This is a genomic window from Actinacidiphila oryziradicis (genome assembly GCF_005047355.1).
Classification (GTDB): Bacteria; Actinomycetota; Actinomycetes; order Streptomycetales; family Streptomycetaceae; genus Actinacidiphila; species Actinacidiphila oryziradicis.
The window spans coordinates 100,386-114,776 of sequence record NZ_SUMC01000001.1 but is presented as its reverse complement, the minus strand read 5'-3'; the positions used below and the strand labels follow the sequence as shown (position 1 = coordinate 114,776).

Sequence of the window (14,391 nt, the reverse complement as noted above, 5' to 3'; positions counted from 1 at the left end):
CGTCCCCGTCAGAAGCCGTGCGCCACCCACGGCGCGACATCGCTCCGGAAGGCCACCGACGCCTCCGTCAGCGCACCGCCCCGCAGCTCGCGCACCCGCCCGGCCCGCGCCAGAGAGCTCAGCGAGAACCCGCCCAGATACGCCGAGCCCAGCTCCCGTACCGACAGCGCCAGGTCCGCCGGATCGGCCGTCCGCCCGCAGACGGCGCCCTTGGAGTCACCGCTGAGCCGCCAGCGCCCCTCGTTCCAGGGGCAGAACGGGTCCGTGACCTCCAGCACCACATCCACCGGAGCGGTGTACTTCCGTGCCTCCAGCGCCGCGCTCACATCCAACGGGCGCACGAACAGCCCGTCCCGGGTGCTCGGCCGGCACCGCCGGGCGTCCGAGACCAGATGCAGAAGTGCCTCGTCGGCCGGCCGGTTGCGGGCCACCAGTTTCGAGGTCAGGTCGAGGCCGAACAGATAGCGCCACAGAGCCGCGTAGACCACCGGGTCGAGTGCTTCCAGGTCACGTAGCACCACGGTGCCGTCCGGTCCCTGGGGACCCCACTGCGCCTTCATCGCGTATCGCGTATACCCCCGCACCTCCCCCTCGGCCTCCGCCAGCACGCACAGCAGCGCGCCACTGCCCTCCCGCGCCTCCTCCGGATGCAGCGTCGGCAGCCGCTCCCACCCCGGCCGCCGCTCCAGCATCCCCGGCCGGCCCGCGACCAGCCGCGCGTACACCTCCTCACACGCGTCCCGGCCCTCCTCCTGCGTGACAAACCTCAGCCGTACGCCGTCCACGCCCTCCGGGAGCGCCAACCGCACCCGGGCGGTGTCGATCTCCAGCCGCAACTGCTCCGAAGCGACTCCGTACCCGAACCGCCCATAGATCCCCGGCTCGGACGCCGTCAGCACCGCCAACGGCTCCCCCCTCTGCCTTACATCGTCCAACTGCCGTCGCATCATCGAGGTCAGCACCCCGCGCCGCCGGTGGGTAGACGCGACGCTCACCATCGTCACCCCGGCCGCTGGTACCACTGGACCACCCGGCACTGACAATCCGAACGAGAAGGCCCCCGCGGTCCCCACGACCTCGTCCTCGTCCCAGGCCGCTATCGACCGCTCGAACTCGGTCAGGCCCTGCCACAGCGCCCGTTCCTCCGCAGGCTCGCGGGCGGACCCGAAGGCCCGCTCCAGCTTCCCGTACCAGTTGTCCCACTGCCCGGGCTCGAGGGCTCGCAATTCCACCGTCATATCCCCCTGACTACCAGCCGCTCTTCGCGCACGCGACCGAAATTACGACGCAACGCCGGAGGCACCCCCATGCGAAGCATGGGTAAGGGTAGGTAGGGTCGCCGGAACATGGCACAACGTCCCGCAGGAGACAGCCTGTGGGCCCGGTGGCGCAGAGCGCTGCACCGGGCCCGCGTCAGAGTGCGCAAATCCGGCGTGGACTACTTCCGCGGCGACGGTTCCGACTGGCTCGCCCTCTGCGTCCTGGTGCTGAGCGTGCCCGCCCTCGCCTGGACCACGGTCCTGCTGCCGGAGTGGTGCCCGCCCACCGCGCTCGTCCTGCCTGTCCTGGCCGGGGGGTTGTTGTTGCGCCCCTCCAGCCTGTTGCTGCTTTACGCGACCTCCGCCGCCGCCATCGTCGTGGAGTCCGCCGCTCTCGGCCCGTACCAGGTCGGCCCCGACCGGGTCAGCCCCGGCAGCGTCCTGGTGATCTCGGCGGTCGCGTTCTCCGGGATGCTGATCGCGCAATTCCGCAGCAGGGTAGGCGTCCCCTGGCGCGGCGGCGGCACCATGCTGTTCGACTTGCGTGAACGCATCCGTATGCAGAGCCGCATACCGAAGCTCCCGGCGGGCTGGCACGCCGAGATGGCGCTCCGCCCGGCCGGTGGCCAGTCCTTCTCCGGTGACTTCGTCGTCGCCACCCGAACCTCCGGCGGCCGGGTCCTGGAGGCCGTACTCACCGACGTGTCGGGCAAGGGCATGGACGCCGGATCCCGGGCCCTGCTGCTCTCCGGCGCCTTCGGCGGACTGCTCGGCTCGCTCCCGCCGCCCGCCTTCCTCCCGGCTGCCAACGGTTATCTGCTCCGGCAGAACTGGGACGAGGGCTTCGCCACCTCCGTCCACCTCGTCCTCGACCTGGAGTCCGGTGACTACGAGCTCCTTTCGGCCGGCCACCTGCCCGGTGTGCAGCTGAGCGCGGGCACCGGCCGCTGGGAGGAGAAGGCGGCCGAGGGCCCGCTGCTCGGTGTCTACGACGGTGCCGAATTCCACGCAGTCAAGGGCACCCTGCGCGCCGGTGACGTCTTGATGCTCTTCACCGACGGCCTGGTCGAGACGGCCGAGCGCGACATCGCCGAGGGCACCGACCGCCTCATCGGCGAAGCCGACCGCTTCGTGGCCACCGGCTTCCGCGGCGCCGCCTGGCGGCTGATCGAGGCGGTCGCCAAGGACGTCAACGACGACCGCGCGCTGCTCATAGTCTGCCGGGACTAGGCCTGTCCGGCCGATCTCCGTGGGAGAAGGAGCGGGGTCTGGCGCCTGTGATCGCAAGGCGGAGGAGGGAGGCGACGCGATGGGGGTCCCCCCTGCTCGAGCGGAGCCGAGAGCTTGGGGGAGTCGTCGACTGACGACAGCGCCGCGAGCGCTGGTGCCAGGGCACGCGACGCCGCGGAGATCGGCCGGACAGGCCCTAGTACCCCCGTCAGGCTGCCAGGCGGCCTGACAGCCCGGCAGACCGGAGCCGACTGGTGGGCTCGCCTTCGCCGACCGGACCGGCGAGAGCGAGCCCGTACTTGACGAGTGCTACGAGGAGCGCGCTGAAGACTTGGCCCATCGTCCGGGTGGGCTGGAACATTCGGGGCACCGCACCGACGAAACGCTGCGCTCGGAAATTCTTCCTAGGATCTTCCCAACGATTGGAGCTGACCGCTTGGTTGGTATATGTCCGTTAATATAACGGTTGAATAGGGCATATCGCTCGGTCTGCTGGTAACTGATGGAGTAAAAGGTGTGCCGGGCATTGACGATGGGAATTCCCTATTCGAACGCGTCCGTCGAGCGCCACCCCCTCGGCGTCGGAGGTCGGCCGCAATGCCGTAGGTCCGGCGCGTACGCTCCCTTGTGTCAGTGGGTGGTGGCACGATGGACGTCGCAGGGGCGCGGCGTCGGTGGCGGCGCCCCGGAGGGGTGAGGAAGTTCCTACCGAGGATGTGAACCACTGTGGCCATCTCCCTGTCCGTAGTACTCCTGTTGGCGATCGTCCTGGCGGTCCTGATAAGGGGCAAATCGCTCAAGGCCGGCCCGGCGATCGTCGCCGTACTCTTCGGCTTCTTTCTCGCGTCCACGGGCATGGCGCCCTCGATCAACCGGTTCCTGACCTCGCTGGCCAACACCATCAATCAGATAAACTTCTGACGAGTGGTCATGTCGGGTCGGATCAGAGGGCGGCGGTCTCGAGGGCCGGGGCCGCCGCGACGATCCGGCGCAGCTGGGCGGTCTGTTCGGCCGGGCCGGTTGCCGACAACAGCCCGGCCAGCACCGCGATCCGGGCCTGACCCGCGCGGAGAGTACCGGTGAGCACCGCGCCCGCCTCGGCGAGGTCCACGGCGCCTCCGCCGGTATAGAGGGGGGCGACCGGTCCTGCCGCCACCCGGGTGGAGAGCGCCACCAGGACCCCGGCCTCCACGGCCCGGGCGACTGCCCTCACGAATTGCGGGGTGGCATTGCCGGCGCCGGTGCCGACCAGCACCACGCCCTGGGCACCCGCGCCCACCGCGGCCTCGAACAGCACCGGGTCGGCGTCGACATGGTGCGTCACTATGTCCACTCGCGGGATGCTGGTGACGGCGTCCGGCAGCGGCAGCGGCTCCGGTCGCGCCGGTAGCCGGGACGCCCATGCCACTTCTCCGAATTTCACTCGTCCGAGTGGCTTTCCGGACGGGTCGGCGAACGCCTGCGCATCCAGCGTGTGCTTCTTCAAGGTTCCCCGGGCGGCGTGCACAAGGCCGCCGAAGACGATCAGCACTCCGGTGTCCCGGCCCGTCGCCGCCGCCAGCAGTGCGTCGTAGAGATTGCCCGCCGCGTCCCCGTCGACCGTGTCCAGCGGCATCTGGGCCCCGGTGAACACCACCGGCCTTTGGTCGGCGTGGTAGAGGTCCAGGAAGAACGCGGACTCCTCCATGGTGTCGGTGCCGTGCGTGACGACCACGCCGTCGACGGCGGGATCGCCGAGCACCTCGTGCACCGTACGGAGCAACCGGAGCTGGTGCGCCGTGGTCAGCTGGGAGCTGTTGACCGTGAACAGGTCGACGACCCGCACCTCGACCCCCTCGGGGATCGCAGCCAGGGCCAGGACCTCGCTGCCCGCCGCCTCCGCCGCGTAGCCGGAGCCCTGCCAGCGGCTGGCTATGGTGCCGCCGGTGCCGATCACGACGATGTGCTTCACGATTCCTCGCTCTCCGGGTGCTGTCGCGGTCCTTCCCCAAGTCGTTTCGCAATTATATTCGCAGATGCCCAGCAGGTGATTGCTGATCAGAGCGCGTAGAGTTGTAACTTGTGGTAGGAACCACCCTCATGGACGCAATTGACAGAAGAATCTTGCGTGAGCTGCAGGCGGACGGCCGACTCACCAACCAGGAGCTCGCCGCCCGGGTCGGTCTGACCCCGTCCCCTTGTCTGCGCCGGGTCCGCCAGCTGGAGGACGACGGGGTGATCCGCGGCTACCGGGCCGTCATCGACCCGGTAGCCGTCGGCCGTGGCTTCGAGGTCTTCGCCTCCGTCGAGGTGCACCGTGACCGTGCCGCGGTCGAAGCATTCGAGACGGAAGTACAAGCGATTCCGGACATTGTCGAGGCGTACCGGCTCTATGGCGCCCCCGGCTGCCTGCTGCGTATCGCCGTCAGTGACAGCGACGCGTACGAGCGTTTCTGGACCGAGAAGCTGATCGCTCTACCGGGGGTCAGTGACGTCAACTCACAGATGATCATGAAGCGGATCAAGGCCCCTCAGGGCGTCCCCGTCGAATGAGCGCCGGCGCCCGGGCCTGCGACCTGCGGGAACCCGGAACGGGACCGGCCCGGCCGGAGGAGTTGGTAGCTCCTCCGGCCGGGCCGGATCCGTACAGAGCGGGCGACGGGAATCGAACCCGCGTAGCTAGTTTGGAAGACTAGGGCTCTACCATTGAGCTACGCCCGCAACAGCCAGTCATTCTGGCACATCGAATCGTAGCCGGTCGATCCGGCCCCTGCCGACTCGTATTTGGCGGCCGCGGTGTGCGGAGCCATGTACTCTACGTGTCGCACCGGCGGGGTGTGGCGCAGCTTGGTAGCGCGTCCGCTTTGGGAGCGGAAGGTCGTCGGTTCGAATCCGGCCACCCCGACCAGATGTACGGCAAGTGTGCGGCGCAGCGCGACGGCTGCGCCCCTCGTACAGGTACTATGCAAGCTGCGCCTGTATACGGGGCGACGTAGGGGCGAGCATCCCCGAGCGGTACGTCTCGTCGGCCGGCCAGACAGGCCACCCCAAGCCCCAGATGTCAGCCCAATAGGAGACCCAACCGTGAAGAGCGCCGTCGAGACTCTGAACCCGACCCGGGTTCGACTCACTGTCGAGGTGCCCTTCGAGGAGCTCAAGCCCAGCCTCGACGCGGCGTACAAAAAGATCAACCAGCAGGTCACGGTGCCGGGCTTCCGCAAGGGCAAGATCCCTGCGCGCGTCATCGACCAGCGGTTCGGCCGTGGTGCGGTCCTCGAAGAGGCCATCAATGACGCGCTGCCGAAGTTCTATACGGAGGCGGTCAACGGGGTCGAGCTGAATGTCCTCGGTCAGCCCGACGTCGACATCACCGAGTTCAACGACGGCGACGAACTCAAGTTCACCGCCGAGGTCGACATCCGTCCGACGATCGAGATCCCGGACTACTCCGGCATCGAGGTCACCGTCGACGCGATCGAGATCTCCGACGAGGACGTGGACAAGTCCCTGGAGCAGCTCCGTGAGCGCTTCGCTTCCACCTCCCCGGTCGAGCGTGCCGCAGCCGAGGGCGATGTTGTGATCCTCGACCTCGAGGCGGCCGTCGACGGCGAGGTGCTGGAGGACGGCGTCGCCAAGGGCGTCAGCTACACCATCGGCTCCGGCCAGCTCCTGGAGGGCATCGACGAGGCCGTCACCGGCCTGGAGGCCGGCGCCACTGCCAGCTTCGAGTCCGAGCTCAAGGGTGGCTCCGCCACTGGGCAGACCGCCACCGTCAAGGTTGAGGTCACGGCCGTCCAGGCCCGCGAACTCCCCGCGCTCGACGACGACTTCGCCCAGCTGGCGAGCGAGTTCGACACGCTTGAGGAGCTGCGCGCGGACAGCGTCAAGCGCCTGGAGCGCATCAAGCAGTACGACCAGGCCACGCAGGCCCAGGAGAAGGTCCTGGACGCCCTGCTGGAGCTCACCGAGGTCCCGCTGCCGGAGAAGCTCCTCAAGGACGAGATCGAGACCCGCACCCACAACCTGGAGCACCACCAGTTCGAGGCCCAGGGCCTGGACTGGGACAGCTTCCTGGCGGCGGAGGGCAAGACCCGCGAGGAGTTCGACGCGGAGATCGAGTCCCAGGCCAGGAAGGGCATCAAGACCCAGTTCGTCCTTGACGAGCTGGTCTCCAAGGAGAAGCTCTCGGTCAACCAGGAGGAGCTCACCGAGCACCTCATGCGCCGCGCCGCCGGCTCCGGCATGAGCCCCGACCAGTTCGCCCAGGCCGTCGTCGAGGGTGGCCAGGTGCCGCTGCTCGTCGGCGAGGTGGCCCGCGGCAAGGCACTGGCCGTCGTGGTCGAGGCCGTGAAGGTCCTCGACACCAACGGTGAGGTCGTCGACCTGGAGGACGAGGACGAGGACGCCGAGACGGTCGAGGCCACCGCCGCGACCGCCGACGAGACCGCGGACAAGGCCCCTGCCGAGGTTGAGGCCGCAGCCGAGGAGAAGACCGAGGCCTGAGCCTCGACCCTGTCCACCCGACGGGCCCGTACGCGATGACCGCGTGCGGGCCCGTCGGCGTACCGGGCCGGTGATGTCAGGGGCCCCGGAAGCGGAGAGCAGGATGGTGGTTGAGTTTGCCATCGGCCGGCAGAAATTCGGGTCAGCGATAATCCGCTCGTCCCGGTTTGCTGTGGACAGTCGTGCGACGACGGGCTCTTCCTGGGAATGGATTGGCCACAGCTGGAGAATTCCTCGGTTTCCACAATGCGCCGACGAACCGTGCCCGTCAGGGTCCCCCCGTTGCCGTCGGCGGGGAAGTTGTCATAGTTAATTAGTACATAGTCGGTGCCTGCTGGCCCGTCGGTCAGGAGCGCTGCCCGCGAAGGGCGGCGGCCGGAGCGGAACCGTCCCAGGAACCGCCTGAATTGGCATTTCCGATGACGCGATCCGTGCGGTCAGCAAATCGGGCCGTCAATTCCCCGTGCCCGCTCCCGAATCCGAGTTCGGGGTCTGTCTCAGCGGTGCGAGGGCCGGCGCTCACCGCCGGCCCTGGCACCGCCCGCCCGAGCGGTGCGTCCGGGTCCGCTCATACCGCTCGCGGCCTGCGCTGACAGCGAACAGCTCTCGGAACAGGAGGGTCTGGGCGGGCCTGCGCGTTAGGGTCCGTAGAAATGGACCCTGAGACGGCTTGTGTCGTCCGACAACGAGCGGGTGGATACGTGTTGAACACTCCGATGACCGCCGCCGCTGAAGGCTTCGGTGGCCTTGGCGATCAGGTCTACAACCGACTGCTCGGAGAGCGGATCATCTTCCTCGGCCAGCAGGTCGACGACGAGATCGCCAACAAGATCTGCGCGCAGATGCTGTTGCTGGCCGCGGACCCGGACAAGGACATCTACCTCTACATCAACTCGCCGGGCGGTTCGGTGACCGCGGGCTTTGCCATCTACGACACGATGCGTTACATCAAGAACGACATTGTGACGATCGCGATGGGCATGGCCGCCTCCATGGGGCAGTTCCTGCTGACAGCGGGCACGCCGGGCAAGCGTTTCGCGCTCCCCAACGCGGATATTCTCATGCACCAGGGATCCGCCGGACTGGGCGGCACCGCCTCGGACATCAAGATCCAGGCGGAGTACCTGCTGCGTACCAAGAAGCGCATGGCGGAGATCACCGCCTTCCACACCGGCCAGACTGTGGAAACGATCATCCGGGACGGGGACCGCGACCGCTGGTTCACCGCCCAGGAGGCCAAGGATTACGGGATCATCGACGAGGTCATGGACTCCGCCGCAGATGTTCCCGGCGGCGGTGGCACCGGGGCCTGATCCCGGGCAGCAGCCTTGTCTCCGAGTCTCCGACTCACGCCCATCGATCGTCATCAGGACGGTGAACACCATCATGAACAGCTTCCCCGGTAGTGACCTGCGGCAGGGCGGCGCTGACGCACTGCGCTCCCTCGGAGTGGAGTCACGCTATGTCGTGCCCCGCTTCGTGGAGCGGACCTCCCAGGGCGTCCGTGAGTACGACCCCTATGCCAAGCTCTTCGAGGAGCGGGTCATCTTCCTCGGCGTCCAGGTCGATGACGCCTCGGCGAACGACGTCATGGCCCAGCTGCTGTGCCTGGAGTCGATGGACCCGGACCGCGACATCTCGATCTACATCAACTCGCCTGGCGGCTCGTTCACCGCGCTCACCGCGATCTACGACACGATGCAGTTCGTGAAGCCGGACATCCAGACGGTCTGCATGGGCCAGGCGGCCTCCGCCGCCGCCGTGCTCCTCGCCGCCGGTACTCCCGGCAAGCGGATGGCGCTGCCCAACGCCCGGGTGCTGATCCACCAGCCGTCCAGCGAGACGGGCCGGGCCCAGCTCTCCGACCTGGAGATCGCGGCCAACGAGATCCTCCGGATGCGCTCGCAGCTCGAGGAGCTGCTGGCCAAGCACTCCAATACCCCGATCGAACAGGTTCGGGACGACATCGAGCGGGACAAGATCCTCACAGCCGAGGAAGCCCTCTCGTACGGCCTCGTAGACCAGATCATCTCGACCCGCAAGAGTTCCGCCGCAGTCTGACGTACGATTTCGGGCTATGCCCTCCTTGGACGGCCAGTACGTTCAAGGGGGGCCCGTACGGGGGGCCCGGCAAGGTACCGTCAAAGGGGGCCTGGGGGATCGTCCCCCGGAGAAGCTCCAGCGCAAGCTCCAGGATCCGTCGAACTGGCGGGACCCAGGCGAAGGGGAAGCACCTCGTGGCACGCATCGGTGATGGCGGCGACCTGCTCAAGTGCTCGTTCTGCGGAAAGAGCCAGAAGCAGGTGAAGAAGCTCATCGCAGGGCCCGGTGTGTACATCTGCGACGAGTGCATCGATCTCTGCAACGAGATCATCGAGGAGGAGCTCGCCGAGTCCTCCGAAGTACGCTGGGAGGACCTTCCCAAGCCGCGCGAGATCTATGAGTTCCTCGAGAGCTATGTCGTCGGCCAGGAGCCGGCGAAGAAGTCGCTCTCGGTCGCGGTGTACAACCACTACAAGCGCGTCCAAGCCGGCGAGAACACCGGCCGGGGCCATGAGGACTCCATCGAGCTGGCCAAGTCCAACATCCTCCTCCTCGGCCCCACCGGCTCCGGCAAGACCCTGCTGGCCCAGACTCTGGCCCGGATGCTCAATGTGCCGTTCGCCATCGCGGACGCCACCGCGCTGACCGAGGCGGGCTATGTCGGCGAGGACGTCGAGAACATCCTGCTCAAGCTGATCCAGGCGGCCGACTACGACGTCAAGAAGGCCGAGACCGGGATCATCTACATCGACGAGATCGACAAGGTCGCCCGCAAGAGCGAGAATCCGTCGATCACCCGCGATGTCTCCGGCGAAGGCGTTCAGCAGGCGCTGCTCAAGATCCTTGAGGGCACCACGGCCTCCGTGCCGCCGCAGGGCGGGCGCAAGCACCCGCACCAGGAGTTCATCCAGATCGACACGACGAACGTCCTGTTCATCGTGGGCGGCGCCTTCTCCGGCCTGGAGAAGATCGTCGAGTCCCGCGCCGGTGCCAAGGGCATCGGCTTCGGCGCCACCATCCGCTCCAAGCGCGAGATCGAGGCCGCCGACAAGTTCTCCGACGTCATGCCCGAGGATCTGGTGAAGTTCGGGATGATCCCCGAGTTCATCGGCCGCCTCCCGGTCATCACCTCCGTGCACAACCTCGACCGCGAGGCGCTGCTCCAGATCCTGGTGGAGCCGCGCAACGCGATCGTCAAGCAGTACCAGCGGCTCTTCGAACTCGACGGTGTGGAGCTGGAGTTCGAGCGCCCCGCGCTGGAAGCCATCGCCGACCAGGCCATCCTCCGCCAGACCGGGGCGCGCGGGCTGCGCGCCATCATCGAGGAGGTGCTGATGTCCGCGATGTACGAGGTACCGTCCCGCAAGGATGTCGCCCGGGTCGTCATCACCGACGAGGTCGTGCGCTCCAACGTGAACCCGACACTGGTGCCGCGCGAGCCGCGCATCGTCGGCAAGGGCGAGCAGAAGAGCGCGTAGCGCTCGTAGGACGAACGCGGAGGTGGCGCCCGGCAGCTGCCGGGCGCCCCCTCCGCATAGAGCGGACCCGCGGTGCCGCCTATCCGATCTCCACCCGGGCGTCCAAGCGCACTTTGGCGGTCGTCTCCGCCGCGCCGTTGATGTTGGTGGTGCCGGACAGGGCCGTCAGCGGGTCGGCGGCGATGACGAAGCCGACGGTGCTGGAGTCGGCCCAGGCACAGGCCGGGAGGGTCAGGGTGGAGGCGGCGGCGGTGGCCGAGGCCGCTTTGGTGATATTGAAGGCCTGGCACTGCATGAGCGCGCCGTTGTCGAGACCGACCGGCGCGACCTGCTGGGGGCTGCCGACGGCTTGGATGTTCTGGTTGTCCAGGTCTTCCTTCTGCATCAGCACAAAGACCGCGGCCACAGCCGCCGCCGGGTTGGCGATCTGGCCGTAGAGGCCGGTGAACTGCAGCGGACTCTTCGCGGTGGACTCGTAGTTCGCCGAGACGAAGTGCGCGTTGGTGATGCTCGGCAACTGTTTGAGGTCCGCCTGCTGGGCCGCCGTAAGGGCGCTGTCGTCCTTGCCCGCGCCCTGGCGCTGGAAAACACTGGCGACCGTGGCCGGGGTGGTGAGCGTGAACTGCCCGCTGCCACCGAATCCGCCGCCCAGGAGCGCGAAGACGCCGCCGCCGATGGCCGCGACCGCAGCGACCGTGCCTATGACGATGCCGGCCGTCCGGCCGCCCCGCGCCCGGGAAGGGGAGCCGTAGCCGGCGTCCGGCGGGGCGTAGGCTTGCCGCGGCTGGTCGTATGCGACCGGCTGCTGCTGCCCGTATCCGTACGTGTTCCCGTACGTGTCCGCGTAGCCGGGCTGCGGCTGGGTGTCGTACGGCCCCGGCTGCTGCTCCTGCGGCGGGTAGGCGTAGCCGCCGGGCTGCTGCAGGTAGGAGGCGGACGGCCCGGGCTCCGCCGGACCGTAGCCGTAAGGGTCGGGCGCGGGCTGCGCCGGACCGTAACCGTAAGGGTCGGGCCTCGGCTGCGGCGGGCCGTAGCCGTAAGGGTCGGGCTTGGGCTGCGCCGGACCGTAACCGTAGGGGTCAGGTCGCGGCTGGCCGCCGTAACCGGGCTGTGGCGGCGGCTGGTTGTAGCTCATACGAGCATCCTCCCCGATCCGCCGCCCCGGGGAGGGCATGACCGCGTCACCATGGGGGAACCATTAAGCAGTTCGTAAGCCGGGTAGCTCCCCCCTTACACTGACCGTCGTGACCGACAACACTCAGCAGCGCCCCGCGAGCGGGCCGAACAGCACCCCCGAACTGCCGACCCAATACGCGCCGGCCGAGGTAGAGGGGCAGCTGTACGAGCGCTGGGTAGAGCGCGGTTACTTCGGGGCCGACGCGAAGAGCGACCGGCCGCCGTACACCATCGTCATCCCACCGCCGAATGTCACCGGCAGCCTTCACCTGGGCCATGCCTTCGAGCACACGCTGATCGATGCCCTCACCCGCCGCAAGCGCATGCAGGGCTACGAGACGCTGTGGCAGCCCGGTATGGACCACGCCGGTATCGCCACCCAGAACGTCGTGGAGCGCGAGCTCGCCAAGGAGGGCGTTTCCCGCCACGACCTGGGGCGGGAGGCGTTCGTCGAGCGTGTGTGGCGGTGGAAGACGGAGTCCGGGGGCCAGATCTCCGGGCAGATGCGCCGCCTCGGCGACGGCGTGGACTGGTCGCGTGAGCGCTTCACCATGGACGAGGGGCTGTCCCAGGCCGTCCAGACGATCTTCAAGAAGCTGTACGACGATGAGCTGATCTACCGCGCCGAGCGCATCATCAACTGGTGCCCGCGCTGCCTCACCGCCATCTCCGACATCGAGGTGGAGTACCAGGAGGATGACGGCGAGCTGGTCTCCATCCGCTACGGCGAGGGGGACGCGTCCATCGTCGTCGCGACGACCCGTGCGGAGACGATGCTCGGTGACACCGCCGTCGCAGTCCACCCCGAGGACGAGCGGTACGCGCACCTCGTCGGCACCGAGATCGAGCTGCCGCTCACCGGCCGCCGTATTCCGGTCGTCGCCGACAAGCATGTCGACCCGGCGTTCGGCACCGGCGCGGTCAAGGTCACCCCGGCGCACGACCCGAACGACTTCGAGATCGGCCAGCGCCACAACCTGTCAAATCTCACCGTCATGGACGAGCACGCGGTCATTACCGCTCACGGCCCCTTCCAGGGCCTGGACCGGCTGGAGGCCCGGTCCGCGATCGTCGCCGCACTGCGTGCCGACGGCCGGATCGTCGCCGAGAAGCGCCCGTACCCCCACTCGGTCGGCCACTGCTCGCGGTGCAAGACCACCATCGAGCCGCGGCTGTCGCTGCAGTGGTGGGTCAAGGTCGGCCCGCTGGCGAAGGCGGCCGGCGACGCGGTCCGCGACGGCCGGGTGAGGATCCACCCGAAGGAGATGGAGTCCCGCTACTTCGGCTGGGTCGACAACCTCCACGACTGGTGCATCTCACGTCAGCTGTGGTGGGGCCACCGCATCCCGGTCTGGTACGGCCCGAATGGCGAGGTCGTCTGCGTCGGCCCCGACGAGCAGCCGCCGGGCGGCGAGAGCGACGGGTGGACGCAGGACACCGATGTCCTGGACACCTGGTTCTCCTCCGGCCTGTGGCCGTTCTCGACCCTCGGCTGGCCCGAGCAGACCGAGAGCCTCGCGAAGTTCTACCCGAACTCCGTCCTGCTCACCGGCTACGACATCCTCTTCTTCTGGGTCGCCCGGATGATGATGTTCGGCCTCTACGCGATGGACGGCACCCCGCCGTTCCACACCATCGCCCTGCACGGCATGGTCCGCGACCAGTTCGGCAAGAAGATGTCGAAGTCGTTCGGCAACGCGGTCAACCCGCTGGACTGGATGGACACCTACGGCTCCGACGCCGTCCGCTTCACCCTCGCCCGCGGCGCCAACCCGGGCGTGGACGTCCCCATCGGCGAGGACTGGGTCCAGGGCTCGCGCAACTTCGCAAACAAGCTCTGGAACGCGACGCGCTTCGCCCTCATGAACGGCGCCACGGTGGAGGGCGCCCTTCCGCCCGCCGGGCAGCTGTCGTCCACCGACCGGTGGATCCTCTCGCGGCTGAACAGCGTGCTCGCCGAGGTCGACGCGTACTACGAGGACTACCAGTTCGCCAAGCTCAGCGACGCCCTCTTCCACTTCGCCTGGGACGAGGTCTTCGACTGGTACGTCGAGCTCTCCAAGACCACGTTCGCCGCGGGCGGCGAGGCGGCGGACGTCTCGCGCCGGGTCCTCGGTGAGGTCCTGGACGTCACGCTGCGGCTGCTGCACCCGATCGTCCCCTTCGTCACCGAGACGCTGTGGACGACCCTCACCGGTCGCGAGTCCGTCGTCATCGCCGACTGGCCGGCCGACAGCGGCTTCCGTGACGCGGCCGCCGAGCGGGAGATCGCCGCGGTGCAGCAGCTGGTCACCGAGGTGCGCCGGTTCCGCGCCGATCAGGGCCTCCAGCCCGGCCAGAAGGTCCCGGCCCGGCTCGACCTCATGGGCACCCGGCTCGCCGCCCATGAGCCCGCGATCCGGCAGCTACTGCGGCTCCAGCCGGAGGGCGAGAGCTTCGCCGCCACCGCCACCCTCCCGGTGGCCGGGGCGACGGTCGCCCTCGACCTCTCGGGCGTGATCGACGTCGAGGCGGAGCGCAAGCGCCTGGCGAAGGATCTGGCAGCCGCCGAGAAGGAGAAGGCCCAGGCCATGGTCAAGCTGGGCAACGAGGCGTTCCTGGCCAAGGCCCCGGAGCCGGTGGTGGAGAAGATCCGCATCCGGCTGTCGGCCGCCGAGGCCGACATCGAGCGCATCACCGCGCAACTGGCGGCCCTTCCGCAGGGCTGACCCCGCGCGGTTCGG

Annotated in this window: 12 protein-coding genes and 2 tRNA genes; 9 read left to right on the top strand and 5 right to left on the bottom strand. The window is 68.3% G+C overall.

From position 1 onward, the window contains the following. Positions 1 to 8: 8 nt before the first annotated feature. Complete coding sequence (locus FCI23_RS00570) at positions 9 to 1,238, bottom strand: GNAT family N-acetyltransferase (protein ID WP_136721422.1); 1,230 nt, start codon at positions 1,236 to 1,238, stop codon at positions 9 to 11. Positions 1,239 to 1,346: 108 nt separating this feature from the next. On the opposite strand from FCI23_RS00570, the gene FCI23_RS00565 reads away from it, so the two are divergent. Then, positions 1,347 to 2,489, top strand: coding sequence for a PP2C family protein-serine/threonine phosphatase (locus tag FCI23_RS00565; protein WP_136721421.1), 1,143 nt, complete (start codon positions 1,347 to 1,349; stop codon positions 2,487 to 2,489). A gap of 208 nt (positions 2,490 to 2,697) precedes the next feature. Here the strand turns inward: FCI23_RS00565 and FCI23_RS56060 are convergent, their stop codons facing one another. Further along, the gene (locus tag FCI23_RS56060; protein WP_169316645.1) at positions 2,698 to 2,850 is read right to left on the bottom strand and encodes a hypothetical protein; all 153 of its coding nucleotides are present in this window, start codon (positions 2,848 to 2,850) and stop codon (positions 2,698 to 2,700) included. Between the two features lie 365 nt (positions 2,851 to 3,215). Between FCI23_RS56060 and FCI23_RS00560 the strand changes: the two genes are divergently transcribed. Then, positions 3,216 to 3,410 (top strand): hypothetical protein, encoded by a 195-nt coding sequence (locus tag FCI23_RS00560; protein ID WP_136721420.1) that lies wholly within the window; start codon positions 3,216 to 3,218, stop codon positions 3,408 to 3,410. A 22-nt stretch (positions 3,411 to 3,432) separates the two neighbouring features. On the opposite strand, the gene FCI23_RS00555 is transcribed toward FCI23_RS00560, so the two are convergent. Further along, the gene (locus FCI23_RS00555; protein WP_136721419.1) at positions 3,433 to 4,440 is read right to left on the bottom strand and encodes an asparaginase; all 1,008 of its coding nucleotides are present in this window, start codon (positions 4,438 to 4,440) and stop codon (positions 3,433 to 3,435) included. A gap of 128 nt (positions 4,441 to 4,568) precedes the next feature. On the opposite strand from FCI23_RS00555, the gene FCI23_RS00550 reads away from it, so the two are divergent. Next, entirely contained in the window at positions 4,569 to 5,021 is a 453-nt protein-coding gene (locus FCI23_RS00550) for an Lrp/AsnC family transcriptional regulator (protein WP_136721418.1), read from the top strand. Positions 5,022 to 5,118: 97 nt separating this feature from the next. Here the strand turns inward: FCI23_RS00550 and FCI23_RS00545 are convergent. Continuing rightward, positions 5,119 to 5,189: transfer RNA gene (locus FCI23_RS00545), tRNA-Gly, on the bottom strand. 110 nt (positions 5,190 to 5,299) lie between these two features. Here FCI23_RS00545 and FCI23_RS00540 point away from each other — a divergent pair. The 5 genes from FCI23_RS00540 (at position 5,300) to clpX (ending at position 10,492) form a co-directional block, all read left to right on the top strand. Continuing rightward, positions 5,300 to 5,376, top strand: a tRNA-Pro gene (locus FCI23_RS00540). A 176-nt stretch (positions 5,377 to 5,552) separates the two neighbouring features. After that, positions 5,553 to 6,971 (top strand): trigger factor, encoded by a 1,419-nt coding sequence (gene tig, locus FCI23_RS00535; RefSeq protein ID WP_169316644.1) that lies wholly within the window; start codon positions 5,553 to 5,555, stop codon positions 6,969 to 6,971. Between the two features lie 716 nt (positions 6,972 to 7,687). After that, complete coding sequence (locus FCI23_RS00530) at positions 7,688 to 8,284, top strand: ATP-dependent Clp protease proteolytic subunit (protein WP_136721692.1); 597 nt, start codon at positions 7,688 to 7,690, stop codon at positions 8,282 to 8,284. A 73-nt stretch (positions 8,285 to 8,357) separates the two neighbouring features. Further along, entirely contained in the window at positions 8,358 to 9,032 is a 675-nt protein-coding gene (locus tag FCI23_RS00525; protein WP_136721693.1) for an ATP-dependent Clp protease proteolytic subunit, read from the top strand. A gap of 176 nt (positions 9,033 to 9,208) precedes the next feature. Further along, entirely contained in the window at positions 9,209 to 10,492 is a 1,284-nt protein-coding gene (gene clpX, locus FCI23_RS00520; RefSeq protein ID WP_136721416.1) for an ATP-dependent Clp protease ATP-binding subunit ClpX, read from the top strand. Positions 10,493 to 10,571: 79 nt separating this feature from the next. On the opposite strand, the gene FCI23_RS00515 is transcribed toward clpX, so the two are convergent. Further along, entirely contained in the window at positions 10,572 to 11,627 is a 1,056-nt protein-coding gene (locus tag FCI23_RS00515) for a hypothetical protein (RefSeq protein ID WP_136721415.1), read from the bottom strand. Between the two features lie 109 nt (positions 11,628 to 11,736). Between FCI23_RS00515 and FCI23_RS00510 the strand changes: the two genes are divergently transcribed. After that, positions 11,737 to 14,376 (top strand): valine--tRNA ligase, encoded by a 2,640-nt coding sequence (locus FCI23_RS00510; RefSeq protein WP_136721414.1) that lies wholly within the window; start codon positions 11,737 to 11,739, stop codon positions 14,374 to 14,376. Positions 14,377 to 14,391 lie beyond the last annotated feature (15 nt).